The following is a 24,562-nucleotide window of genomic DNA, read 5'->3' as shown; positions in this document are numbered from 1 at the left end:
CATAACCTGCGTCTCCCTCCAGCGAAAAACGACTACAGGAAACCGCCCTCCACTCTCTTCCTGTAGTCGAGTTACAACCCTCCCTGCCCCCAACTGCCAATTGTTGACACATCCCCCTTCAGCGATAGTGGTCCTCAACGCGGCGCCATTCGGCTTCGCCTCACAACGACGCTTTTCAAAGACCCTGGAGGGAAGGCTCATGTCCGGACTACTCGACGAAATCAAGGCAATAGCTCATCTGCGCGAAGCCCAAGGCGGCAAATGGGACCATATCAAGCCTGAATACGTGGCCCGCATGCGTGCCCAGAACCGCTTCCATACCGGTCTCGACATCGCCAAGTTCACCGCCAAGATCATGCGTGACGACATGGCCGCCTACGACGCGGACACGTCGCAGTACACCCAATCCCTGGGTTGCTGGCACGGCTTTATCGGCCAGCAGAAGATGATTTCCATCAAGAAGCACTTCAACAGCACCAAGCGCCGTTACCTGTACCTCTCCGGCTGGATGGTGGCCGCCCTGCGCAGCGAGTTCGGCCCATTGCCCGACCAGTCCATGCATGAGAAGACCTCGGTCGCCAACCTGATCGCCGAGCTCTACACCTTCCTGAAGCAGGCGGACGCCTGGGAACTCAACCACCTTTTCCGTGACCTGGATGCGGCGAAGGAAGCCGGCGACAAGGCGAAAGAGCAGGAATTGATCAGCAAGATCGACAACCATGAAACCCACGTGGTGCCGATCATCGCCGATATCGATGCCGGTTTCGGCAACGCCGAAGCCACCTACCTGCTGGCCAAGAAGTTCATCGAAGCGGGCGCCTGCTGTATCCAGCTGGAAAACCAGGTGTCCGACGAGAAGCAGTGCGGCCACCAGGACGGCAAGGTCACCGTGCCCCATGAAGACTTCATCGCCAAGATCAACGCGGTACGCTACGCCTTCCTGGAACTGGGCGTTGATGACGGTGTTATCGTGGCACGCACCGACTCCCTCGGTGCCGGCTTGACCCAGAAGATCGCCGTGACCAACGAGCCGGGCGACCTAGGCGACCAGTACAACAGCTTCCTCGATGGTGACGAGATCGCCGATGCCTCGGACATCAACAACGGCGACGTGGTCATCAAGCAGAACGGCAAGCTGGTCAAGCCCAAGCGTCTCGCTTCCGGTCTCTACCAGTTCAAGCCGGGTACCGGCGAAGATCGCGTGGTGCTCGACTGCATCACCAGCCTGCAGAACGGTGCCGACCTGCTGTGGATCGAGACCGAGAAACCGCACGTGGGCCAGATTGCCGCCATGGTCAACCGGATCAAGGAAGTCTGCCCCGACGCCAAGCTGGTCTACAACAACTCGCCGTCGTTCAACTGGACCCTCAACTTCCGTCAGCAGGTATTCGATGCCTGGGAACAGGAAGGCAAGGATGTCTCCGAGTACGAGCGCAGCGATCTGATGCAGGCCAAGTACGACGACACCCCGCTGGGCAAGCTGGCTGACGAGTGGACCGCCAACTTCCAGCGCGACGGCTCGCGTGAAGCGGGTATCTTCCACCACTTGATCACCCTGCCGACCTACCACACGGCCGCGCTCTCCACCGACAACCTGGCCAAGGGCTACTTTGGCGAGCAAGGCATGTTGGCCTACGTTAAGGGCGTTCAGCGCGAAGAGATCCGCCAAGGCATCGCCACGGTCAAGCACCAGGATATGGCCGGCTCCAATATCGGTGACGACCACAAGGAATTCTTCCACGGTGAAGCGGCCCTGAAGGCAGGTGGCAAGGACAACACCATGAACCAGTTCGGTTAAACCGAAACCGGTTCCATTGGGGAGGCCAACTGGCCTCCCTTTTTCGTTTCCGCTATCCGGCTCTGATTACCCTGCCTTGGCTTTTCAACAATCGCTGCCCTGTTACACTCACGTCCTGTGTTTTCATGACGGTCTATGATTTCACGACAAGCTATGTTTTCAAGACGTCCTTGTTTTCACGACTCGGTAAGCCGTAGAAGTATTTGCCATCTTCATGAGCATTTTCACTTAGTTGTGGTCAAAGAATTATAGGTCTTGCTTCTTATTAAAAAACAGTGTTCTATAACTGACAGACCAACGTTCAAGCATCGCCAACGATGCGCCACGGCGGTTTACGTCGAGACAGACTTTCCCGGAGGTGAACAGATGAAGCGTATTCTTCCCATTGCCGCACTAAGCCTATTGACCCTGGCCGGTTGCGCCAATACCGCGCCCTATTCAGGCGATGTCTATCGCGGCAACCAGGCCCAGACAGGACAGAGCGTTAGCTACGGTACCATCGTGGCAATTCGCCAGGTGCAGATTCAAGCCGACAGCCGCGCCGGAGGCCTGCTGGGAAGCGGCGGCGGCGCCATCATCGGTGGCTTGCTGGGTAGCCAGGTAGGTGGGGGAAGCGGACGCCAGCTGGCGACCGTTGCTGGCGCCCTCGGTGGTACTGTCGCCGGTACCGCAGCAGAGGACCGTGCCAACCGTATAGCCGCCTGGGAAATGGAGATCCGCCGTGATGATGGCAGTGATGTCGTCGTGGTACAGCGTGCCGACCAGAACTTCCAGGCCGGACAGCGCGTCCGCTTGATCGGCAGCGGGTCAAACCTGAGCGTGGCTCCCTACTGATCGCTCGGCCGCCTAATTCAAACGTTCAGCCAGCAAAATGCCCGGATAATCCGGGCATTTTCAATGCTTGTTAGCTGCGTTTCCTGCTACTGACAGCGGGATCAAGACACAGCATTGCTCAAGCGTTGGTCAGCCTTCAATGGCGGAACCTGTCGCCGGCCCAACCCACCAGCTTTACCACTATAAATCCGATAATACCCAGCAGGATCGCCACCAGCAGCATATCGACAGGATTCACTAGCGTAGTGGCCCCCAGTACCGCCAGCACTGCGCTCCATAACAAGCGGTCATCACCGTGACTTTTCAGGATACTCGGCAAAAGGTTGTCCAGCCCCCCGCTAAAACCCTTATTCCATCGGGTATAGGTGAAATAGAAAATCACGGCGAAGGCAATCAGCCAGATCAACAAGATGGTCATAGGGCGCTCCGGAACAGTTCACTGGATATTGGCGGAAAAGTGGTGGCGTTAGGGTATCCCCGGGCGGGCAGCGGCGCAACATCGCCGAAAGGCGGGTAAGCGGGAAAATTCCCCTCGCCCCCTGACAGACCCCCCAAACACGCGCTACCATATTGGGACATGCACTCACCGAAAGGTTATTCCATGCAAATTGCACAAAACGCGGTTGTCGCGTTCCACTACACCCTGACCAACAACGAAGGTGAGGTGCTGGACAGTTCGGAAGGCCGCGAGCCGCTGACATATCTTCATGGCGCCGGCAATATCATTCCGGGTCTGGAAAAAGAGCTGGAAGGCCATGAAAGCGGTGAAAAGCTCAATGTCCAGGTCTCGCCGGAAGAAGGCTATGGCGAAGTGCAATCCCAGCTGATGCAGGAAGTTCCGCGGGATGCCTTCCAGGGCGTTGAAAATGTCGAGCCGGGCATGCAGTTCCAGGCGCAGACCCAGGGCGGGCCACTGATGGTCACAGTCACCAAGGTCGAAGGCGATACGGTTCTGGTCGATGGCAACCATCCCCTGGCCGGCCAGCATCTCAACTTCGATGTTGAAATCGCGGACGTCCGCGAAGCCAGCGCCGAGGAGATCGAGCACGGTCATGTACACGGCGAAGGTGGCGTGGAGCACTGATCGACTCGATCAGACTGACTCGCGCATCTGCAGAAGGGCGGCTTTAAAGCCGCCCTTCTTCGTGTTCGCCTGCTTATTTCTGATGGTGATGCTCGGTAGAACGCTCCTGCCCCGTTTCCGGCACCAATACCAGTTGTCCGTGCCGCACACTGCGCTCCGATGTCACGTCGGTGGCGAACTCCTGGATCTCCCCGCCCTTGCCTTTCAACAAGGCGACTTCGAGACAACTGTCATGATCCAGATGTACATGCAGCGTGGACAACGTGAGGTGATGATGGGCATGGGAGTGACGCGTCAAGCGCTTGGAGAGTTCACGGGAATCGTGATCATAGACATACACCAAGGCTCCGACGCAAGGCTGGTCGGGCTGGTCGGAGACCTTCATCGTCTTTAGTCCTGCCCGCGCCAGATCCCGAATCGCTTCGGAGCGGTTCTGATAACCTCGCTGCGCCATCACCTTGTCCAGCTCTTCCATCAGCGTGTCGTCCAGCGTCACCGTAATTCGCTGCATGGCTTCTCCCGATCTTTAATGCCAGATTCTTTGGTGTATGATGTTTTTATATTTTCATCATACTTCAAGTGGTCGGCCCGCCGCCGCTCCCCTTTAAAGAAGGGGCTATTTTCAGGAGTGCCAATGTCCCCTTTCGCTCAAGGCCGTTCGCGACTGACAGCGGTTTTGCTGCTACTGGGCTTGCTGTCGGCTTCCGTTCAGGCGGCGGCCAAGGAGCAACTGGTACTCGCCATCGGCGGCGAACCCGAGCAGGGTTACGATCCCCTGCTGGGCTGGGGGCAGTATGGCCATCCGCTGTTTCAATCCACCCTGCTGAGTCGCGATGCTTCACTCGCCTCTCGCCCCGACCTTGCCACCCGCTGGGAACTTTCGGAAGACCGTCTGACCTGGAATATCACCCTGCGCGACGATGCCCGATTTGCCGATGGCACGGCGCTGACCGCCCGGGACGCCGCCTATACCTTTCGCCACGCCGCGCAAGCGGGTGGTCGCGCGGACTTGAGTGTGCTGGAGCAAGCCGAAGCCGTCAGCCCATATCATCTACGTTTGACCTTGAGCGAGCCGCGTATCACCTTCGCCGAGCACTTCCATACCCTGGGTATCGTACCCCACGGCGACCGTGACAATGGCTATAACGAAGAATACGGCCGCTCGCCACTGGGTTCCGGCCCTTACCGCATGGTGGAGTGGCAGGAGGGGGAACAGCTGATCGTCGAACGCAACCCCTACTTCCATGGCAAACAACCCGCCTTCCAGCGCCTGGTATTTCGCTTCATGGGGGAAGATACCACGTTGGCGGCAGCCAATGCGGGCCAAGTGGATGTCGCCGTCGCCCCTCCCGCCCTGGCCGGGCGCACGCCAGATGGCATGCACCGAGTCGCCATGCAGAGCGTCGATAATCGCGGCATCCTGTTCCCCATGCAGCCAGCGCTTGGCGAAACGACCGGCGACGGTCTTGCCATCGGCAACGACGTGACCGCCGACCCCGCGATTCGCCAAGCGATCAATCTCGGCCTCGATCGTGACGTACTGGTGGAGGTGGCTCTGCACGGTTTTGGCCGTCCCGCCCATGGTCCCGCCGACGGTTTGCCGTGGGACAACCCTGAAGCCAGGCTCTCCCCTACCGGCGCCGATGCGGCAATCGCCGTGCTGGAAGCGGCGGGATGGAAGCCTGACGAATCAGGGATTCGCCACCGTGATGGTCTCCCGGCACGCTTTCGGCTCAATTACCCCAGCCACGATACTACCCGTCAGTTGCTGGCCGAAGTCAGCGCCGAGATGCTCCGGCCGGTAGGCATCGAAATGATCCCCACCGGGCGTCACTGGGATGATATCCAGCGCAAGGCCCTGCATAGCGATGCTATCCTGTTCGGCTGGGGCAGCCATAGCCCGCAGGAAATCTACTACCTCTACCATAGCGCCCACGCCGGGCAGGGCTTCTACAATGCCGGGCTATACGCCAACTCGGCGGTGGATACACACCTGGAAACCGCCCAGGCCGCCGCCAGCCTGGAAGCCTCCTACCCCTCGTGGCAGGCCGCCCAATGGGACGGCGAGACCGGCTACGGCGAACGCGGCGATGCCGCCTGGGCCTGGCTGGTCAATCTCGAGCATCTCTACTTCGTCGATAGCTGCCTCGATATCGGCGAGCTGCCCACCGCTCCGCACGGACACGGCTGGCCGGTGACCGCCAGCCTGCTGGACTGGCGCTGGACGTGCGACTGACCCGCTGGTTCCTGCGTCGGTCGCTGCGCCTGGCCGCTGTGCTGGGCGTGGTTGCCGTCGTCGCCTTCAGTCTGATTCAGCTGGCCCCGATCGATCCGGTGGATGCCTACCTTGGACCGCAGATGGCGCAAGTCAGCCCCGAGCAGCGCGCGATCATCGCCCAACGCTGGGGGTTCGATCAGCCCGCCGTAAGCCAATTCTTCCATTGGGCGCGGCAGTTACTTCAGGGAGAGTTGGGCTGGAGTCATATCTTCAACCAGCCTGTCAATGAAGTGTTGAGCCAGCGTTTCCAGACCTCTTTCGCCCTGCTGCTGCTTGCCTGGGTCGGTTCGACCGTTCTGGGTTTTCTCCTTGGCGTCATTGCCGGGATGCGCGAAGGCTCCTTCGGTGACCGCCTTATCTGTCTCTACGCCTATGGCGTGGCATCCACCCCGGCATTCTGGCTGGCGATCGTGGCCTTGCTGCTCTTCTCGGTCACCCTGGGCTGGACGCCGATATGCTGCGCGGGGCCAAGTGGCGTTCTGCGCAACGATGTGACCTGGTGGACACGCCTGCACCATCTGCTGTTGCCGGCACTCACCCTGGCGCTTCTGGGAATTGCGCAGATTACCCTGCACACCCGCGCCCGGATGGTGGCGGTGATGGAGTCTGAGTTCGCCCTGCACGCCATGGCCCAAGGCGCGGGACGCTGGGATATCGCCTGGCGCCACGGCATGCGCCATGCCTGCCTGCCGGCAATGACGCTCGCCTTTGCCTCCTGGGGGGAGCTGTTCGGCGGTTCGATCCTGATCGAGCAGGTTTTCGCCTATCCCGGCCTCGGCCAGGCTACCGTTGAAGCGGGGCTACGCAGCGACATTCCCTTGCTGTTGGGCATCGCCTTGTTCACCACTCTATTCGTCAGCACGGGCAACCTGATCGCGGACTTTCTTCACACCCGTATCGACCCGCGTCTGCCAGGTATCGCGTCATGAGGGCCACTGCGATTTCCTTTGCCCAGCATCGCCACCCCGGGTCGGGTGCTGGCGCCAGAATCATCACCGGCGTACTGCTGTTGGCGGCGCTGGTCATTGCCGCTCAAATCGTCAGCGATAGTGCGTCCCATACCGACTTCTCCGCGCGCTTGGCGCCCCCCGACGCCGCCCATTGGTTCGGTACCGATGTGCTGGGCCGAGACCTGTTCGCCCGCACGCTTCAAGGTCTGCTGTTGAGCCTCGGAGTTGGCGCCGCTGCCGCGGGGCTGGGCACTCTGGTAGCCTTGGGGCTGGCGGCGCTATCGACCTTGAACCGCTCCTGTGACGTCGTGGTCGGCTTGCTGGTGGACAGCGTATTGGGGCTGCCCCACTTCGTTCTGCTGCTGTTGATTGCGTTCGCTCTGGGAGGCGGAACCCAGGCGGTCATTCTGGCAGTGGCGCTGATCCACTGGCCGAGCCTGTCCCGGTTGCTGCGCGCGGAGATCCGACAGACACTCAATGCCGACTACGTCAGACTTTCGCGTCATCTGGGCAAGTCGCGCCTTTTCATCCTCTACCGTCATGTATTGCCGCATCTGCTTCCCCAGTGCCTGGTCGGCTGCCTGCTGCTATTTCCCCACGCCATCCTTCATGAAGCCGCCCTGACGTTTCTCGGCTTCGGCCTGACGCCGGGTCAGCCCGCTATTGGAGTACTGCTGGCCGACGCCATGCGCTATGTCAGCGCCGGCTATTGGTGGCTGGGCGTGTTTCCCGGCCTGGGCTTGCTGTTACTGGTTCTTACCTTCGGCCGCCTGGCCGATGGGTTACGTCACCTGACTTTCTCACGGGTGCGCTCATGACGATGTTCATAACGACGCGTACAAAGACTATGCCACGCCAACCCATGCTGCTCATCGAGGGGCTAAATCTGGAGTTGCATGACTCCGGCGGTTGGCGGCGTCGGTTTCACCGCTGTCTGCATGAGGTGGATTTCGATCTGCTGCGCGGCGAAGTGCATGCCGTGGTGGGTGCTTCGGGGGCGGGGAAAAGCCTGTTGGCCGCCGCGATAATGGGCTTGCTGCCGGGCAGTGCCCGGCTCAGCGGGACACTCGATTACGACGACGACGCGCTGACACCCAAGCGCCAGGCTCGTTTACGGGGTGCCCAGCTTGCCTGGGTGCCTCAATCCTTGGGATCGCTCGACCCCTTGGCGTCCTGTGGCCGACAAGTGGTGTGGGCGGCTCGCCGGGCGGGCCTGGCAACTCACCAGGCCGAACGGGCGGCTACAAGCGCGCTTCAGCGCTACGCCGTGGAGGCGTGCCGCCACGCTTATCCCCACGAGCTTTCCGGCGGCATGGCACGGCGCATCCTGCTGGCCATGGCCACGGTCGGCGAGCCCGATCTATTGATCGCCGATGAACCCAGCGTCGGTCTGGACAACGAGCAGCGACGCAAGGTACTCGATTATCTTCGCGCGCTCGCCGATAGCGGCAAGGGCGTGATGGTCATAAGTCACGACCTGCGCCATGCACTTGCCATTGCCGATAGGGTCAGCGTCTTTCGCCAGGGCAGGAAACTCGAAACCACCACCGCTGCGGCCTTCAGCGGCGATGGACAACAACTGCACAGCAACTATGCCCGAGCCCTGTGGCTGGCCCTGCCCGATAATGCCTTTACCGCAGCGCCCCTCACCGGCCGCCAGCACAATATCCGTCTGCCCCACGAGGAGCCAGTCCTTGCTTGAAGCCGAGCGCCTGCAGCACCGCTATTCTTCCGGTCCATCGGTAGTAGCTGGGGTTTCGTTGACGCTGAAGCCGGGAGAGTGGGTTGGGCTGAGTGGAGAGTCCGGAGCGGGCAAGACCACCCTGGGCAAGTTGCTGGCCGGGCATTTTCCGCCACGCAGCGGAAGCGTGACCGTTGCCGGCAAGCCACTGCCTCGGCGCGGCTTGTCCCCTGTGCAGTGGCTACCCCAAGCGCCGGAACTCGCCGTCAACCCACGCTGGAAAATCAAGCATCTGCTCAACGAAGCCTGGCATCCCGACCCGGCCACGCGCCGGATTTTCGGTATAGACGACGCGTGGCTCGAGCGTAGGCCACACCAGCTCTCGGGCGGCGAGTTGCAGCGCATCACGGTAGTCCGCGCGCTTGCCCCCGGTGTGCGTTATCTAGTGGCCGACGAGATTTCCGCCATGCTCGACCCATTATCCCAGGTCGAGCTGTGGCAAGCGCTCAGGTACATATGTACCCAGCGCCAGATCGGTATTCTGGTGATCAGTCATGACACGGCGCTGCTGGACCGGCTCTGTCTCACTGGCTACCGCATGGCCGCCGGCCGATTATCGCCTCGCCTACCTACCGATGACTCTATACCTGCTTGAATGCCGACACCGGGTTGGCGCCTCAACTGGAGATGCGTACCGCGTGCTCCTTGCGATAGAGCCAACCGGCGATCGCCAGAGTCAATGCCAGAAGCAGCCATGACCCTACCGCCACCCCTGGCCAGGCCGCATTATTCCAGAACGGTTCCAGCCAGAAGCCTCCCAGGCTGGCGCCGACATAATAGAACACCAGATACAACGCCGAGGCACTGCCCCGGGCGCCCTGCGCCTGGCGACTGACCCAGCCCGAAGCCATGGAGTGGACCAGAAAGAAGCCGAACGCATTGATGGTCAGGCCGGCGATAATACCCACCAGGGCCGAACTTAGCGTGACCCCGGTGCCCGTCATCATGATGACCACCCCCAGCACCATGCACCATGATTGCGACCAGCGCTGCGCCAGGCGTCCCGAGATCGTCGATCCCAGCGTTCCCCCGAGGTAAGTGAGAAATATCAGGCCCAAGCCTGTTGCCGCCAGACGATAAGGGGCATCGGCCAGGCGGAACGTGATATAGCTGTACTGATTGATGAAGACCAGAAAATTGATGCCACCCAGCAGATATGCCGCCAGTAATACCGGGTTGCGCAAATGACCGGAAAGATCCTGGACGGCGGCGTGCCAGGAAAAACGCCGCGGCGCGAAAGCGGTACTGGTCGGCAAGAGGCGCCAGAAAATCACCAGGCCCACCAGCGTCGTCGCCCCGACCGCCAGAAATCCCGCCATCGGCCCACCCAGGTCGCCCGCCCATCCTCCCAGAAGCCGCCCACTGATACCCCCCAGGGAATTGGCGCCGATATACAGGCCCACCGCGCTGAGCAGGGCCGGTCGTTCGAACTCATCGCCCATCCAGGCGATGGCGACGGCGGGCAATCCCCCCAGAACGAACCCCTGCACAAAGCGCAGCACCAGTAGGCTTTCGAAATTGGGAGCGAAGGCCAATGCCAGGGAACAGAGCCCCGTCAGCAGAAGCGTGATGCGCATGATGCTTTCGCGCCCGATGGCATCCGATAACGGTCCGAAAATCAGCAGGGAAAACGCCAGGGACAAGGTGGCGACCGACATCACCATACTGACCCCGAGGGTCGACACCCCATGGGCGTCGCGCAGTGCAGGCAGCAAGGGCTGGGGAGCGTACAGATTGATGAAGACCAGAAAGGAGCCCAGGCACAGGGCCAGGGTGGCGCGCCACCAGGCGCGGCTATGAACTGCGATCATGAGGGCTCGCCTCGAATGACGTGGTCGACTGGCGCAAGCAAGGCGGCTCGGCGTAGCGAAAGCCGAGCCGGTGGCACGAGTAGCGTCGTGTTACAGGCTGGCGATCGAACCGGTACGATTGAGTTGCGCCAGGTGCGTGGGCTCGAGTGTGCGCCGCGCTTGCCAGTAGTAGCGCTGCCAATAGCTGTTGTCCAGTCGGGAGATGGTGACACCCTGGGAGGACGAGGCATGCAGGAAATAGCCATCCCCCATGTAGATACCGACGTGGTCGTAACGCCCCGGTGGGCGGAAGAAAACCAGATCGCCCGCCTCTAGCGCCTGGCGGTCGATCGGGCGTCCCTCATGGACTTGCCCTCGGGTAGAGCGGGGGAGCTGCATGTTGAAGGTATCAAGGTAAATACTCTGCACCAGCGCCGAACAGTCGATACCCCGTTCGTTGTTGCCACCGAGCCGATACGGCGTTCCGGCCCAACGCTGGTGCTGCGCCAGCAGTGCCCGACGCACTATCGTTGGTGGAGGCTCCTGCAGGCTGCGCAGCTGGGCAATCGGATTGTCCACCGGGGACATGCTCGGGCTCCACTGCCCTTCCAGTCCCGGCAGGGTCATGGCGAAGTAATCCTCCGCATCCGGCTCGGTCTGGCGAGCGGTGGTCGGACTCCCCGCGCAACCGGCCAACAGCAACATGATGATACAGCAACTTGCGATACGGCCGGCAGGCACGTCATTACGCGGCAGAGCCAACATGCGACTGACCTCTTCAACATAATCAAAAAGCATGACTATATCCACAATTGCGCAACTTGGCGAGACGTAATCCTGCCGGGCGTCCCGCTTGGTGTTGCTTCAATGCAAGGTGCGCTGATCGCCTGGCAAGGTATCGATGTGCAGCGGCGCGAAATGGCGCGGCTTGGCCCCGGGAAAATCCAGGCTCGCCCAGGCCCCCGCCAATGCTGGCGCACCAGTCAACCAGGCGATCAAGGCCTGACGAAAGCCGGCCAGGAAAGCTTCCCGCTCGGGAGTTTCTCCCATGAAGAACGAGAACCCTGCATACATACCCAAGGCGTAATCCTGCCACCCCGCATAATGCCGGGCGGCCAATGTATACGTTCTCTCCAGGTAGCGGGCGAATTCATCCGCTCCCAGCCACCCCAGCTGTCGCCCCGCAATGGCCAGGTCCATCAACTGGGCGATATCCCAGGCCGCCATATCGACGTCGTTGCAGCCGTCTTCGTTGTCCCGGACGCGGCGCAAGCGCAACAGGTGATGGCGATCCTCTTCGCTGCAATCGCCCGTCTCCAGGATGGCGATTTCGGACTCCAGCCGTGAACGGTTCAAGGTGTAGGGGGCATAGTTGATCAGGTATTCCTGACGGTCCCCAGCCTCGAACATGAAGGCAAGAAAATCCTCGAGATCCCGGGCGCAATGCAAGCCGTAGTGCCCATCCACCCACTCCCGGATGGCCACGCACTCCCGCTCGCTTTCCGGCTGCGGCTCGCTCCACACGGCGCTATTCAAGGGACCGACCAACGACATCGAGGTAAAGTGCGACAAGCTGGGGCGTGCTCCCGGCTCCTGCCAGTCACCGGAGCGCCAGTCCAGCCAATGGAAAATGCTGCCCGGGTCCTCGAGATGCCACTGAATTTCTTGTCCCAGCGGCGGCTGCTCCACATCGGGCAAGCGCGACTCCCAGGCCGCCCAGGCTTCCAGCAGACGCCGCGCATCGGGGTAGAATCGGCACAGGCAGTCGCGCAGCGCAGCCACCAGCTCCTGCATCGCCACGCCATCGAACATGTCGCTGTCTATCGCCATCTGCAGGTAGAACGCGAATTTTTCCGCCATATGAATGGTCGCGGAGTGACGGCTGACGCCTTTCAAGCCGTTACGCTGGCGCAGGTCATCGGGGCTCGGCTCGCCAAGGGGGGTGCGCGCCAACGGCAAGGCGCCGTGTGCCGCATCGGCAGCCAGTTGATTGAGGTGATGGGCCTGGGCCGGCAACCAGTAACGCCGTAGCGCCTCGACACCTTCATCGGCATGCAGCCCCAGCGTATCTTGCAGGTATTGCCCGGCATCGGCACGGCGAGTTTCCGCCACCGCCATTGGGATAACTCCCTGGCGCTGCATCAAGTCGGGTTCACGCACTCCCGCCAACGCCAGCAGCCAGTGGCGAGGATCGCTGCGCCACGCTCGCATGGCGCGACGAGAAGCATCGCTCACGGCCTCATCCAGCAGAAAATCGGGCACTTGCTGCCACGGAGAATGGCTCGCCTGGAGTAGCATTCGCTCTTCGCTATCAACCGAAGGCACTGCCTGACCGTCGAAAAGACGACGGCCGCGCTGATACGCTTGCAACACGGCATACCAGTCGTGGTAGCGGCGGGTAATCAGGTCAGCGGCGTGGGCGGCAAAATGATCCGCTTCGCTCTGGCTCAGCCAGCCACAGCAGGCGCCGGCCCAGGCCAGTTCGACCAGGCGCAGCCAATCCCAGGCTGCCCACTCCAGCGGTTCACCCACCCTGACGAAGGCAAGCAGCTCGGGCGCATAAGGCTCCTCGCGAGTCTCTTCCAGCCATTCGATCTGCTGCTCGGGGGTTAGGCCCAACAAGGTGCGCGCCTCGATATCCCAGCGCTGACGCTCCCCTTGCGAAGCCAGCCACAGCAGTACCCGGATCAGTTCGTCGCGCCCCTGGATTTCCCATGCCTGATGCAACCAGCCAGTCGCGTCGGGCCAATCCTCGGGCCGCGCCGGATACTCCACTATCGGCTGGAACACCGCGCTCAAGCGCCAGCAGCGCTGATCGGGGGCATCGGGCCAGAGTCCGGTCTGTTCTGAGCGACTCCCGCTGCGATGACCCGCCTCCTGTTGCTCCAGCCAGGTGTTCAATAGTGGCCAGGTGATGCCTACCTCTTCCTGTTCCAGGGCCGCCAAGGCTTGGCAGGCAAGATCGAAATCGTCATCGCCATTCAGCCAGCCTCGGTTATTGCGGGCGTGCTTCAAGGCGCTCAACCAGGCGTTGATATCGGCATAGCGGGACGTGACTCGGCGGGCGACGTGCTCGGCCCAGGCACGCCCACGCGACTCGCTCAGCCAGCCGGCCGCTCCCGCCAGAGCGGTAAGCTCCAGCATCGACAACAGCGCTTGCGCCTCGTCGGCAGTGGAAAGCGAGTACAAAAGATGACGGCCGAGCTCGCCGCGGCTGTCGATACCGAGCTGTGTCAGGCGCAGGCGCGCTGCTGCCGGCTCCACTTGGAGGGGATCGGGCGTAAAATCCCAGTCGCAAAGCACCAATTGCTGCGCCCACCAGGCGTTAAGGGGGTCGACCAAGATTCACCTCGACATTACACAAACAGGCCGGGCAGCGTGCCGGGCATGGGGCGCCCTAGTGTAACGGAAAGCGTGGACGAGACCGAGACTCCAGGATGTATTCCATGATCAATCGAATTTAGGTGCGCTTTTGCTGATGGACTTGAAGACACAAAAATCAGAGACACAAAAAACCCGGCGCTTGGCCGGGCTGCCCTATAGCGTGTCGAGAGTGGCTACGCCTTTCGTACCTTACTGATTATCCATAGCAGAACGACTGCGCCCACGACCGCCGTTACCAGCGAGCCGATAAAGCCACCGGCATGCAAGCCCAGCAGGCTGAAGAGGAAGCCGCCGAGTACCGCCCCCACGATACCGACACCGATATTGCCCAGAATACCGAAGCCGCCGCCGCGCATGATGTGGCCAGCAATCCATCCCGCCAGACCGCCGATGATCAACCAAGCGATGAAACCCATAACGCACTCCTTGTGTTTACCTTGAGTTTTACCTGAGAACCTAGCTTGCCATACCATGATAACAGTGTGAAATTCTCACATCCTCTCTCGTACATTCTCATTTCATACAAATCTCACTGCTTACTGGGCCAAGGAGCGTCAATGATCCCTTCCACTTTGCGTCAGCTGATGGATGACACTAACGAAGAGCGTCTGGTCCAATGGCAAGGTCGGGATATCTGGTTATTCAACGCCGCCTGGGGCGAACTTGTCGTGTCGTTGCAAGGAGCCCAGGTGTTGCACTTCGCCCCTAGCGGCGGCTCCGACTGGCTATGGCTGACGCCTACGCCGAAGGATTTGCCGGGCACGCTGCGAGGCGGCATTCCTCTTTGCTGGCCATGGTTTGGCGATGAGCGCTTTGCCGATGAGAGTGCCGAACGCGACGGTCCGTTTCATGGTCTTTCCCGGCAGGCCCTGTGGCGTCTGGAAGCAGCGGACGAGCACGAGGAAGGTATCGAACTCCATCTGTCCCCCGAGACACGTCTGCATTCACTATTGGTGCCCCGGGTCGTGATCCAGGCCAACGCCCAACGCCTGCATGTGGAATTGATCAGTGAGAATCGCGGCGACACGCCGGTGAAGATGAGCGCCGCGCTGCACAGCTATCTCGCCGTGAAGGACGTTCACCAGTGCCGCCTGTCGGGCCTGGCCGGGGCACGCTACCTGGACAAGCTGAAGGGTTTCGCCGAAGGCGAGCAGCAGGGTGAACTTGCCGTTCGCGGCGAAGTCGATCGCATCTACCATACCAACAACGAGTTGCGGCTCGACGATGGACAGCGGGTGATGCGCATCGCCAAGCAGTCGAGCGACTCCACGGTAGTGTGGCATCCGGACACGACGCTCCCGGCCGATATTCCCATGCAAGCCGCCCGCCAGTTTCTGTGCGTTGAAGCCGCCAATACGCGTCTCGACCCGGTGTGGCTGGTGCCGGGAGCCCAGCACATGCTGGGCACCACGCTGAGCCTGGCCTGATGACTGTTATGATGGCGGTACTGTTGTAACTTTCGACGAGTGTGCCTTTCGACAAGGAGATTGCATGCCCCCTCAGCATTGGCTTGACGCTTTTACCCTGCTGTTCAACATTGTCGGCGCCGTGGTATGTATTGCCGGCCTGACGCTCGCCCAGCGCATGACGCGTCGCTGGCCGGGCTATGTACTGGCCGGCATCGGCTTCTTGATAGCCGCGACCCCCATGATCTATCAAGCCATCATGACAATGCTCTACAGCCAATGATCCGGGAACGCTTCTCTCATGCGCCAGCCCTTGCATCGCGAACTGTATAACCTGCTGGAACGGGGTCGAGACCGGCAACTGCGTCTGGCGGTAACCGGACTCTCGCGCGCCGGCAAGACAGCCTTTCTGACCTCGTTGGTCAATCAACTCCGCCATGCCGGTCTTGAAGCCCGCCTGGATCTGCTACCGGCCGCCCGGGAAGGCCGCCTGCTCGGCGCCCAGCGCATCGAGCAGCAGGATCTCGGCATCCCGCGTTTTCCCTACGATCAGGCCATGGCGGCACTCGATGCCATACCGCCACGCTGGCCCGACCCCACCCGAGGCATCAGCGAACTGCGCCTCGAGGTGCGCTACCGGCCCGCCAGAAGCGGCTGGCGCCAGCCGGAAACCGCCCGCCTGACGCTGGATCTGTTCGATTATCCCGGTGAATGGCTGCTCGACCTCCCCTTGCTGCAGCACGATTTCCTCAGCTGGAGCCAGGCGCAGGCCCGCGTCGGCGGCGAGCAGCGTCAGGCCATGTTCAGTCAGTGGCACCAGGCGGTCGCGGCCCTCGACCCTGCCGGCGATAGTGACGAAGCCCAACTTGCCGAACTCGCCGAACAATACGCCGACGGCCTGCGGCGTGCCAAGGTCGCCGGGTTTTCCAACCTGCAACCCGGTCGCTTCCTGCTGCCTGGCGAGCTGGAAGGCGCCCCGGTGCTGCAGTTCTTCCCGCTTCCCGGCCTTGACGAGAGCCAGCGCAACGAACTGGAAGCGTTGCCAGCCCATAGCCTGTACGCCACGCTGGCCAAGCGCTTTCGTTACTATCAGCAGCATGTGGTAAAGCCTTTCTATCGCGATCACTTTCGCCATTTCGATCGCCAGATCGTGCTGGTCGATGTCCTCGGCGCACTCAATGCCGGCCCGGAGCGCTTCGAGGATCTTTCCCATGCCTTGCGTTTGCTGATGCAAAGCTTCGACTACGGCAAGCGCAGCCTGCTGTCGCGGCTCTTCGCCCCGCGTATCGATCGCCTGACCATCGCCGCCACCAAGGCCGATCATGTCACGCCGGAGCAGCATCCCAATCTGGTAAGCCTGCTGGAGTCTCTGCTTGCCGAACCGCTGCAGGATCTGCGTTTCGCCGATATTCCGGTCAAGGCGCTGTCACTGGCGGCCATTCGCGCCACCCAAGCTCGCGAAGTCACTCAGCAGGGCCGCAGTTCCGCCGCCTTGCGCGGCACCACACTCGAAGGTGAGGAAGTATTGGTCTATCCCGGCGACGTTCCCCAGCGCCTGCCACCGGCGAATTTCTGGCAGCGTCAAGGATTCGATTTTCCTCTTTTCCGCCCGGTTGAACGCCATACGGCTGCACTCGACCATATCCGCATGGATGCGGCCATCGACTGGCTGTTCGGAGATAAGCTCATATGACACGCCACTCTTCCGAGTCACCTCCCGAGTTCAAGAATTCGGAACCGACCAGACCTCGGCGGCATTTCACCCTGGACGAGGCACCCGACTCCACCACGCCCGCCGAGGCGCCTCCTGCGAGCGATCCCCTGCGCGCACAGCAGCAATTCGATGGCAATGTCAGCGAACGAGAACTCGACGAACAAGCCGCCACCGGGACAGAACAGGCGCTGACGACAAGCCTCGGCGCCCCGCGCAAGCGACGCTGGGGACTGATGCTGACCCTCGTGGGCGGTCTGGCGCTGGGTAGCGCCGAGCTTGTTACCGCCCTGCCCGCCAGCATGATAGGGGGAGACTGGCTGGCGCTCGGCTGGCAACTGCTCGGGCTTGGCGTGATAGCGGTGGGAAGCGCCGCGCTGATGCGCGAGCTGTGGCGCCTTAAACGCCTGCGCCGACACGATCGCCTGCGTGAGCAATTGACCCATTTGCCCTATGCCGGTCCCAAGCAGGCACGTGAACTGGCCCAGCAACTTCGGCGACAACTCAAGTTGCACGCCGACGACCCGCACTGGCAGGCCTTTCAGCAAGCTTGCCAGCCCCACCATGACGGCCGCGACATTCACGCCTTGTTGAGTCACCATCTTTTGGCGCCCCGGGACAAGGCGGCCCAGCGGTTGGTCTCGCGCATGTCCGGCGAAACCGCCGTCATGGTCGCCATCAGCCCGCTCACCTTGGTCGATATGGCGCTGGTGGCATGGCGCAACCTGACCATGGTGGATCGCATCTGCCGTCTTTACGGGCTGGAGCTCGGCTACGCCAGCCGCTTGCGCCTATTTCGCAACGTGCTGCACAACATGGCATTCGCCGGCGCCAGCGAGCTGGTCACGGATGCCGGCATGGATATGCTGTCACTGGACCTGGCCGCCCGCCTATCCACGCGGGCAGGCCAAGGGCTGGGGACCGGGCTGCTGAGCGCCCGGCTGGGCCTGCGAACCCAACGCCTGTGCCGGCCGTTGCCGTTTGACCCAACCGAACGCCCGCGCCTGGGAGACTTGCGCCGCGACCTGTGGCAACAGCTGCGCCGGATCGACAAGTCGGCCGAGAAGACCGAAAAGCAAGAGAAGAGATAGCGCCTGCATATTCAACAAGGTTTGATGCCGATCACGACGATGCGAGCAATAACGGCTACGCTTTAGGGACATTCGTGCTTAAAGCACATTCGCCGCCGAGGAGACTTCTCCATGTTCACGTCCATCCTGATTCCCGTAGACGGCTCGAAACATGCCCAGAAAGCGCTGCAGGTCGCGTGCCAGCTGGCCCGGCAAAACGATGCCATATTGCATATTCTGCATATTCCCGAAGAACTCACCCATGACGCCACGCTGGTCTGGGGGCTGGGTGCCATCGCCATCGAAGCTTCCCGGCAAGAGCGCGAGGATATCGGCAGCGAGATGGTGGAAAAAGCTGCAGAATCGGCACGCGGCCAAGGGGTAGAGCAGATCAAGACCCATCTCGGCAAGGGCGATCCGGCACGTACTATCTTGCATATGTCGAAGAAGCTCGAAGTCGATGCGATCACCATGGGAACTCGTGGTCTCAGTGACTTGCAAGGCTTTGTTATCGGCAGCGTTTCACACAAAGTCACCCATGCGGCAGACTGCACGGTTATCACGGTGCATTGACCGCATTCGGCTCCTTGCCTGCTGCATCTGATCCTGCCGTGGGCAAGTATCTGAAATCTCGTGCAAGAGTAGCTTGTTCATCGTGGAGTTTGGCGGCGCCTGCGGGAATCCGTATAGTGGCAGCCTACTCCCGCCAATTGATTGTGCCCATGTTGCAGAATAATTCCGTGCTTGCTCAGCTCAAGCAGCAGATTCGTGAAACCACGCCGCGTGTCGAGGGCGTGATCAAGGCGACGGCCAAGGCCTTCGGCTTTCTGGAAACCGACGACGGCAACTCCTATTTCGTGCCACCGCCCGCCATGAAGCAGGTCTTGCACGGCGACCGAGTCGAAGCCGTGGTACACGAAGAAGGCGACAAGTCCTCCGTGCAGCCGGAAAAGCTGATCGAGGCCGGTCTGGACCGTTTCGTGGCTCGGGTCCAGAAGCGTGAAGGTCAGCTTGCCGTCGTGCCGGATCACCCATCGATCAAGAACGTGCTCAAGGCGCGCATCAAGCGCAGCCTGGATGAAGACTCCATTCAGGATGGCGATTGGGTTGTCGCGCGCCTGGTGCGTCACCCCCTGAAGCCCGACGATCGCGCCTTCTTCACCCAGATCGACGAGCTGGTCGCCAAGAGTGACGATCCGGCGGTACCGTGGCGCGTCACCCTGGCCCGCCACGCGCTCGAACAGGCGTCTCCCGAAGCCGGCGATGACTGGCCCCTGAGCGACGAGGGCTTGACCCGCGAAGACCTCACCGCCGAGCCGTTCTTCACCATCGACGGGGAAAAGACCCGCGACATGGACGACGCCCTGCGGGTGGAAACCCTGGCGACCGGTGGCTGGCGCTTGACCGTGGCCATCGCCGATCCTACCGCCTACGTCGAGGAGAGCCACGCTGCCGACCTCGAAGCGCGCACCCGTGCCTTCACCGTCTACCTGCCGGGCCAGAACGTCACCATGCTTCCCGAAGTGCTGGCCGACGATCTGTGTTCGCTGCATGAAGGTAAGGATCGCCCCGTACTTGCCTGTGCCCTGGACATCCAGGCCGACGGCAGCCTGGGTGAATACCGCTTCTTCGCCGCCACCGCGCGCTCCCACGCCCGGCTGGTCTACGACCGTGTCTCGGACTGGATCGAAGGCCAGGGCGACTGGGCACCCGAGGGCAGCATTGCAGAGCAGCTGCAAGCGTTACGCGATCTGACCGAAGCCCGCAGCGCCTGGCGTGCCGAACATGCTCTGGTGTTCAAGGATCGCCCCGACTACGTGTTCGACCTCGACGAAGCCGGTAACGTCCTGGGTATCCGTACCGAAGAGCGGCGTATCGCCAACCGCATGATCGAGGAGTCGATGATCGCGGCCAATGCCTGTTGCGCCGACCTTCTCGCCCAGCATGTCGGCCACGGCATTTTCAACGTCCATCAGGCTTTCGACCCGGACAAGGCCGATGCCGCCCATGAATTCTTGACCAACCAAGAGGTCGAGGTCGAGCGCGATGCCTTGACCGAACTCCCGCGCTACCGCGAACTCAAGCGGGCTCTGGAAAGCCGTGACGACGCCTGGCTGGATGCGCGCCTGCGGCGCTTCCAGGGCTTTACCAACATGTCGGCCCTGCCCGGGCCTCACTTCGGCCTGGGCCTGCCGGCTTACGCCACCTGGACCTCGCCGATTCGCAAGTACGGCGATATGGTCAACCACCGCTTGATCAAGCGCGTGCTCAAGGGGGAACAGGCGCCTGCGGAAGCCAGCCTGCAGCTCACCGAGCAGCTCACCGAGCGGCGGCGCCTGAATCGCATGGCCGAGCGCGATGTGAAGGATTGGCTGTATGTGCGTTATCTGACGCCGTCTGCCGAAAATCAGGAAACCTTCGATGCGGAAATCATGGCGATCAACCGTGGCGGCATGCGGGTTCGCCTGCTCGCCAACGGCGCCACCGCCTTCGTTCCGGCCCCGCTGATGCACAGCGACCGCAGCAAGGTGGTGATCGACGACAAGGAAGGTCGTATCCAGATCGAAGGCGAGGAGCGCTTCAAGCTGGGAGACAGCTTGCGTGTGGCGCTCACCGAAGCGCGCGAGGAAACCCGCTCGCTGGTGGCGCGTCCTGCTGACTGACGTTCAAGTCGACATGCCGTAAGAGTCACTCGAAAGGGGCAGCGATCACGCTGCCCCTTTTCTATGATATGTCTGACGACCTGGTTTGCCGATGGCTAGAAAAGCGCCTTGCTTCGCTCCCGAATCAATGGCCAACTGGCGTCTTTTTCGGAAACGACCGTGGGTGGAATGGGCCACTCGATTGCCAATCGCTCATCGTTATAGCGCAACCCGCTTTCGGCCTCGGGATAATAGGCCGCCGAGACTAGATAGCTGACTTCAACGTCGTCAGTCAGTGTCTGAAAGGCGTGCGCAAAGCCTTGCGGCACATAAAGTTGGTGCCGATTCGTGTCGGTAAGTTCGAACAACTGATGGTGCAAGTAGGTCTCCGAGTCCTCGCGGATATCCACGATGACATCGACAATCGCTCCCCGAATGCAGCGTATCAGCTTGGCTTCGGCATGCGGCTGGTGCTGGTAATGCAATCCTCTCAAGGTACCTCGCTGAGCCGAGAAAGAGGTGTTCTGCTGCACGAAGTCACTCAGAAGGCCATGACGCTCGAACTCCTCCCGGCACATGGTGCGGGCAAAGAAGCCACGCTCATCACCGCGGGGTTCAAGCTCTATGAGCGTGGCATCCTTGAGTTTCGTTTGATGAAAACGCATGGCTTACTCCATGAAAATGGTTTACTCCAGGTGAGTAGCGGTGGTGCCGGGCAGGGACTCCATGGCGAACATCGCCTCCTGTTCGGCATACAGACGGTCTATCAGGCGTCCTGGCGGGATAAGCACATCATCGAAGGTCAGCGCCGTGTCCTTTTCTATATGACCTGCCACCTGGCAGCCGAGCGCAAGCCCGATAGGCAACAGCCGCTCCCGCCGAATTACATCCATGTTTTCAGCCACACCGTAGACTTCGAAACCGCCGAGTTCCTCGATTGTCTCGCCCTCGTTCAGGCGTTTCTTGGCCATGGCGATAACGCCCACCCTTGGACCCTTCAGGGGAGACAAGACCGGATCACGAAACAGCACGGCTCGGGCAACGGAGGTGGGCACTTCGAAATGGCAGAGATGATAAGGCGTCGTGAAGCAGTAATACGGCCCCTCTCCCATCTTGTAGAGTTCGAGGTAATGGCGTTGGCGGGGATTCTCGATGGTGCCCAGCACGAATACGCCCGGCCCTGGCCGTGCCCCTACCACGTAGTCCACCAATCCCGGCCCTGCCGGGTCCAGGTAGGGTTCAAACGCTGACACCGTCTGTTCGATGGGCACCAGGGGGCCGCCGGGCACGCCCCCGGAAAAATCGGGACCGAGCATGCCACGTTGCGCCACCTGCATTCCGGTGCCGTTGGCGACGATGGCCTGTTCGAACGAAATCTTGGTTCCGTCGGCAAACGATGCCACCATCGCCGGTTTTTGTCCCCAGCGTCTGGCAAAACTTTCCTGGGTAGCCGGATTGCGATAAGGATCATGCAATCCCTTGATATTGCCGCAAAGTACGGGCTTCACTCCCAGGCCGGCGACGAACCGATAGAGATTCATCTCTACGCCGGGCTGGTCGCCATCGGCAAAGCTGTAGACGACACCTGCCGCATCGGCTTTCACCTTCAGGATCGGGCCAATCGTACCGTCGAGTTCCGCATTCATCTGAATGACGTCCTTGCCGCTTTCCAGAGCGGCCAACACGGCATGTGCTGCGAACTCAAGCGAACCGGTTACCTCGATGATTGCATCCAGCCCCTCGGCACGGGCCAGTGCCACCGCATCCTCGGTGACTGCCGGACGGCCAGTCGCAATCGCCGCCTCGAGTTCCTGCTGGGAGTCACAGGCGGTTGGCTCAATCCCGGCTTGCTGGAAAACCTTGACGGCTGCATCTATATGACGATTGGCGATGGCACAGAGATGCATCCCGGGCGTCGCGGTCATTATCTGCAAGCCTATACCCGCGGCTTGAAAACCCGCACCGACCATACCCACTCGAATGGGGTTGCCTTGTGCCTCGCGTTTGGCAAGCACGGTATCCACAATAATCATCGACGGCTCATTCCTTACCAGCGTTTCCAGGGGGCACCTTGCGCCCAAGCGGTCTCAAGCACCATTTTGTCTCGCAGCGTATCCATGCTTTGCCAATAACCGTTGTGATGGAAGTATCCCAATTTCCCCATTTCGATCATTCGATGCATGGGCTCGTTTTCCCAAACGGTCTGGCTATCGTCGATCGTCTCGAATACTTCCGGCTCACAGACGAAGAAGCCCCCATTGATCAGCCCTCCGTCTATTTCTCCCTTTTCGCGGAAGCCCTCTACCTGACTGTTGCCTTCGGTCAGGCGCAGCGCACCATAGCGGCCCGGTTGAGTTACCGCCGTAAGCGTGCACCAGTTTTTCGAGGCCAGATGAGAATCGACCAAGGCATTGATATCCAGATCACTCAACCCATCGCCATAGGTCAGACAAAAAGGTTCGTTCGCCAATAGAGGCATGGCTTTCTTGAGCCGCCCTCCGGTCATGGCATCGTCCCCCGTATCCAGTACGGTGACTTTCCAGTCATCGTTCACGCTTTGAAGCCACTCGACATTGCCGGTCTTCAGGTCAATGGTGTAGTCGGTTCGATTGCCGCGATAATTGAGAAAGTAATCGCGGATGTACTCCACCTTGTAGCCTCCCAATACGACGAATTCCTTGAAGCCGTGATGGGCATACATTTTCATTATGTGCCAGAGAATCGGCCGGCCCCCCACTTCCACCATCGGCTTGGGACGAATCGCGGTCTCTTCACTCAAGCGTGTCCCGTATCCTCCTGCAAAAATTGCGACTTTCATGGGCTAACCTCCAATTCTGGCGTAAAAGTAGCGCGGGTAGAGGCAGATAGAGCGCTGAGGTTTACCGCACTACCCGCTTGCCAGGTCAGGTTTTCAGAGAGGCGTCCTGCGTTGATATGCGCCTGTAAGGCATAAAGGCGTATATAGCTTGAGGAGCGGAAGCGCGTATCGGAAAATTTCATGCTCTTGAGGCCATTGGCCAGCCCCATGATCGAATCCATAAGCGTCAACTGCGGTTGATGCTCGGGGGCCAGCCTGGCAAATAGGCTGAAATCCACCTGATAGGAGCGGCTGTCCGCCGGCGCTTCGGTATTGATACTCAGGGTGGTGCCGGGAATTGCCTGTGCAACGGCAGTTGCCAAGTCCCGCACTTGATGATTGCGCTCGTTTGAGCCGGTATTGATTTTGAGAATGCGCCCACCATTTTCAGGCTTGCGCTGTACCGCCCAGTCGATAGCCCTGGCCATATCGGCGACATCGATCAAGGGGCGCCAGGGAGAGCCATCGCTATGCACGGTAATATGCTGCTGGCTGAGTGCGCAGGCGACGAAATCATTGAGCACCAGATCCAGGCGTAAACGCTCCGACATCCCGCAGGCAGTCGCAAAGCGCAAGCTGGTAATCACCATGCCCCCCTCGATGCTCGCCAGGGCCTCTTCAGCCGCTATTTTCGAGCGGGCATAAGCGGTTACGGGAGCCACGGGGTCCGTTTCACAACGCGGAGCACCCAAAGCTACGCCATAAATACTGCAGCTTGAGGCAAACACGAAGTTTTCCACACCAGCCTGAGCCGCTGCCTTGGCCATATCATTGGTTGCATGCTGATTGATTTCAGCCGTAACTGCAGCGAAGCGATCCCCCATGGGATCATTGGAAATGGCAGCCAGTTGAATCACAGCTGTATAGCCCTTCAGAAAATTTACCGGCATATCCCGAATGTCTCCCAGAAACTGATGGTCGAGATAACGCTCGGGAAAAAGCTCGGTTCCCGTCAGGTAATGCATGAAATAGGCATTGTCATAGCCATGGAGAATGGCTGATGGGTGTCGCAAGGCT

The 24,562-nt window shown here is 60.8% G+C and carries 24 protein-coding genes; 14 read left to right on the top strand and 10 right to left on the bottom strand.

The features are described from left to right. The first annotated feature begins 199 nt into the window (after positions 1-199). Together R5M92_RS01810 and R5M92_RS01805 are read left to right on the top strand one after the other, a co-directional pair. Positions 200-1,798 (top strand): isocitrate lyase, encoded by a 1,599-nt coding sequence (locus R5M92_RS01810; protein ID WP_346797407.1) that lies wholly within the window; start codon positions 200-202, stop codon positions 1,796-1,798. 366 nt (positions 1,799-2,164) lie between these two features. Beyond that, complete coding sequence (locus tag R5M92_RS01805) at positions 2,165-2,632, top strand: glycine zipper 2TM domain-containing protein (RefSeq protein ID WP_346797406.1); 468 nt, start codon at positions 2,165-2,167, stop codon at positions 2,630-2,632. A 136-nt stretch (positions 2,633-2,768) separates the two neighbouring features. On the opposite strand, the gene R5M92_RS01800 is transcribed toward R5M92_RS01805, so the two are convergent. After that, positions 2,769-3,050: a hypothetical protein gene (locus R5M92_RS01800; RefSeq protein ID WP_346797404.1), complete on the bottom strand. Its 282-nt coding sequence runs from the start codon at positions 3,048-3,050 to the stop codon at positions 2,769-2,771. Between the two features lie 183 nt (positions 3,051-3,233). On the opposite strand from R5M92_RS01800, the gene R5M92_RS01795 reads away from it, so the two are divergent. Next, positions 3,234-3,716: a peptidylprolyl isomerase gene (locus R5M92_RS01795; RefSeq protein ID WP_346797402.1), complete on the top strand. Its 483-nt coding sequence runs from the start codon at positions 3,234-3,236 to the stop codon at positions 3,714-3,716. 73 nt (positions 3,717-3,789) lie between these two features. On the opposite strand, the gene nikR is transcribed toward R5M92_RS01795, so the two are convergent. After that, entirely contained in the window at positions 3,790-4,227 is a 438-nt protein-coding gene (nikR, locus tag R5M92_RS01790) for a nickel-responsive transcriptional regulator NikR (RefSeq protein ID WP_346797399.1), read from the bottom strand. 123 nt (positions 4,228-4,350) lie between these two features. Between nikR and R5M92_RS01785 the strand changes: the two genes are divergently transcribed. From R5M92_RS01785 to R5M92_RS01765, 5 genes are read left to right on the top strand one after another with little or no spacing between them, the layout of a single operon-like run. Then, positions 4,351-5,952 carry an ABC transporter substrate-binding protein gene (locus R5M92_RS01785; RefSeq protein WP_346797397.1) on the top strand — a complete coding sequence of 534 codons (1,602 nt, stop codon included), beginning with the start codon at positions 4,351-4,353 and terminating at the stop codon, positions 5,950-5,952. Then, on the top strand, positions 5,943-6,923 hold the full coding sequence (locus R5M92_RS01780; RefSeq protein WP_417339044.1) for an ABC transporter permease: 981 nt from the start codon (positions 5,943-5,945) through the stop codon (positions 6,921-6,923). Before R5M92_RS01785 ends, R5M92_RS01780 begins: the two co-directional genes overlap by 10 nt. Then, positions 6,920-7,762 carry an ABC transporter permease gene (locus R5M92_RS01775; protein WP_346797396.1) on the top strand — a complete coding sequence of 281 codons (843 nt, stop codon included), beginning with the start codon at positions 6,920-6,922 and terminating at the stop codon, positions 7,760-7,762. Before R5M92_RS01780 ends, R5M92_RS01775 begins: the two co-directional genes overlap by 4 nt. A 29-nt stretch (positions 7,763-7,791) precedes the next feature. After that, positions 7,792-8,646 (top strand): ATP-binding cassette domain-containing protein, encoded by an 855-nt coding sequence (locus tag R5M92_RS01770; RefSeq protein WP_346797394.1) that lies wholly within the window; start codon positions 7,792-7,794, stop codon positions 8,644-8,646. Continuing rightward, positions 8,639-9,280: an ABC transporter ATP-binding protein gene (locus tag R5M92_RS01765; RefSeq protein ID WP_346797392.1), complete on the top strand. Its 642-nt coding sequence runs from the start codon at positions 8,639-8,641 to the stop codon at positions 9,278-9,280. The genes R5M92_RS01770 and R5M92_RS01765 overlap by 8 nt, the downstream gene beginning before the upstream one ends. A gap of 22 nt (positions 9,281-9,302) precedes the next feature. Here R5M92_RS01765 and R5M92_RS01760 read toward each other — a convergent pair whose 3' ends face one another. The 4 genes from R5M92_RS01760 to R5M92_RS01745 form a co-directional block, all read right to left on the bottom strand. Next, positions 9,303-10,496, bottom strand: a complete 1,194-nt coding sequence (locus R5M92_RS01760; RefSeq protein WP_346797390.1) for an MFS transporter — start codon at positions 10,494-10,496, stop codon at positions 9,303-9,305. A gap of 90 nt (positions 10,497-10,586) precedes the next feature. Next, entirely contained in the window at positions 10,587-11,240 is a 654-nt protein-coding gene (locus R5M92_RS01755) for a C40 family peptidase (RefSeq protein ID WP_417339105.1), read from the bottom strand. Positions 11,241-11,339: 99 nt separating this feature from the next. Continuing rightward, a complete protein-coding gene (locus R5M92_RS01750; RefSeq protein WP_346797386.1) occupies positions 11,340-13,817 on the bottom strand; it encodes a YbeU/YbeR family protein in 2,478 nt (825 codons plus the stop codon). Positions 13,818-14,032: 215 nt separating this feature from the next. After that, positions 14,033-14,275, bottom strand: a complete 243-nt coding sequence (locus R5M92_RS01745; protein WP_346797384.1) for a GlsB/YeaQ/YmgE family stress response membrane protein — start codon at positions 14,273-14,275, stop codon at positions 14,033-14,035. A gap of 141 nt (positions 14,276-14,416) precedes the next feature. On the opposite strand from R5M92_RS01745, the gene R5M92_RS01740 reads away from it, so the two are divergent. The 6 genes from R5M92_RS01740 (at position 14,417) to R5M92_RS01715 (ending at position 20,709) form a co-directional block, all read left to right on the top strand. Then, entirely contained in the window at positions 14,417-15,286 is an 870-nt protein-coding gene (locus R5M92_RS01740) for a D-hexose-6-phosphate mutarotase (protein WP_346797382.1), read from the top strand. A gap of 64 nt (positions 15,287-15,350) precedes the next feature. Further along, the gene (locus R5M92_RS01735) at positions 15,351-15,548 is read left to right on the top strand and encodes a hypothetical protein (protein WP_346797380.1); all 198 of its coding nucleotides are present in this window, start codon (positions 15,351-15,353) and stop codon (positions 15,546-15,548) included. A gap of 18 nt (positions 15,549-15,566) precedes the next feature. Further along, complete coding sequence (locus tag R5M92_RS01730) at positions 15,567-16,958, top strand: YcjX family protein (RefSeq protein WP_346797379.1); 1,392 nt, start codon at positions 15,567-15,569, stop codon at positions 16,956-16,958. Then, positions 16,955-18,067: a TIGR01620 family protein gene (locus R5M92_RS01725; RefSeq protein ID WP_346797378.1), complete on the top strand. Its 1,113-nt coding sequence runs from the start codon at positions 16,955-16,957 to the stop codon at positions 18,065-18,067. The genes R5M92_RS01730 and R5M92_RS01725 overlap by 4 nt, the downstream gene beginning before the upstream one ends. 111 nt (positions 18,068-18,178) lie before the next feature. Further along, positions 18,179-18,619, top strand: coding sequence for a universal stress protein (locus R5M92_RS01720; RefSeq protein ID WP_346797377.1), 441 nt, complete (start codon positions 18,179-18,181; stop codon positions 18,617-18,619). Positions 18,620-18,768: 149 nt separating this feature from the next. Beyond that, entirely contained in the window at positions 18,769-20,709 is a 1,941-nt protein-coding gene (locus R5M92_RS01715; protein ID WP_346799207.1) for an exoribonuclease II, read from the top strand. Between the two features lie 95 nt (positions 20,710-20,804). Here the strand turns inward: R5M92_RS01715 and rfbC are convergent, their stop codons facing one another. From rfbC to R5M92_RS01695, 4 genes are read right to left on the bottom strand one after another with little or no spacing between them, the layout of a single operon-like run. Next, complete coding sequence (gene rfbC, locus R5M92_RS01710) at positions 20,805-21,353, bottom strand: dTDP-4-dehydrorhamnose 3,5-epimerase (RefSeq protein ID WP_346797375.1); 549 nt, start codon at positions 21,351-21,353, stop codon at positions 20,805-20,807. Positions 21,354-21,374: 21 nt separating this feature from the next. Further along, entirely contained in the window at positions 21,375-22,721 is a 1,347-nt protein-coding gene (locus tag R5M92_RS01705; RefSeq protein ID WP_346797374.1) for an NAD(P)-dependent oxidoreductase, read from the bottom strand. 14 nt (positions 22,722-22,735) lie between these two features. Beyond that, on the bottom strand, positions 22,736-23,506 hold the full coding sequence (rfbF, locus tag R5M92_RS01700; RefSeq protein ID WP_346797372.1) for a glucose-1-phosphate cytidylyltransferase: 771 nt from the start codon (positions 23,504-23,506) through the stop codon (positions 22,736-22,738). Further along, positions 23,503-24,558, bottom strand: a complete 1,056-nt coding sequence (locus R5M92_RS01695) for an SDR family oxidoreductase (protein WP_417339043.1) — start codon at positions 24,556-24,558, stop codon at positions 23,503-23,505. Before R5M92_RS01695 ends, rfbF begins: the two co-directional genes overlap by 4 nt. Positions 24,559-24,562: the final 4 nt, after the last annotated feature.

It is taken from the genome of Halomonas sp. Bachu 37 (assembly GCF_039691755.1).
Lineage (GTDB): Bacteria > Pseudomonadota > Gammaproteobacteria > Pseudomonadales > Halomonadaceae > Vreelandella > Vreelandella kashgarensis.
Note: the sequence above shows the minus strand (reverse complement) of the source record. Positions and strands in the feature narration are given on the sequence as shown.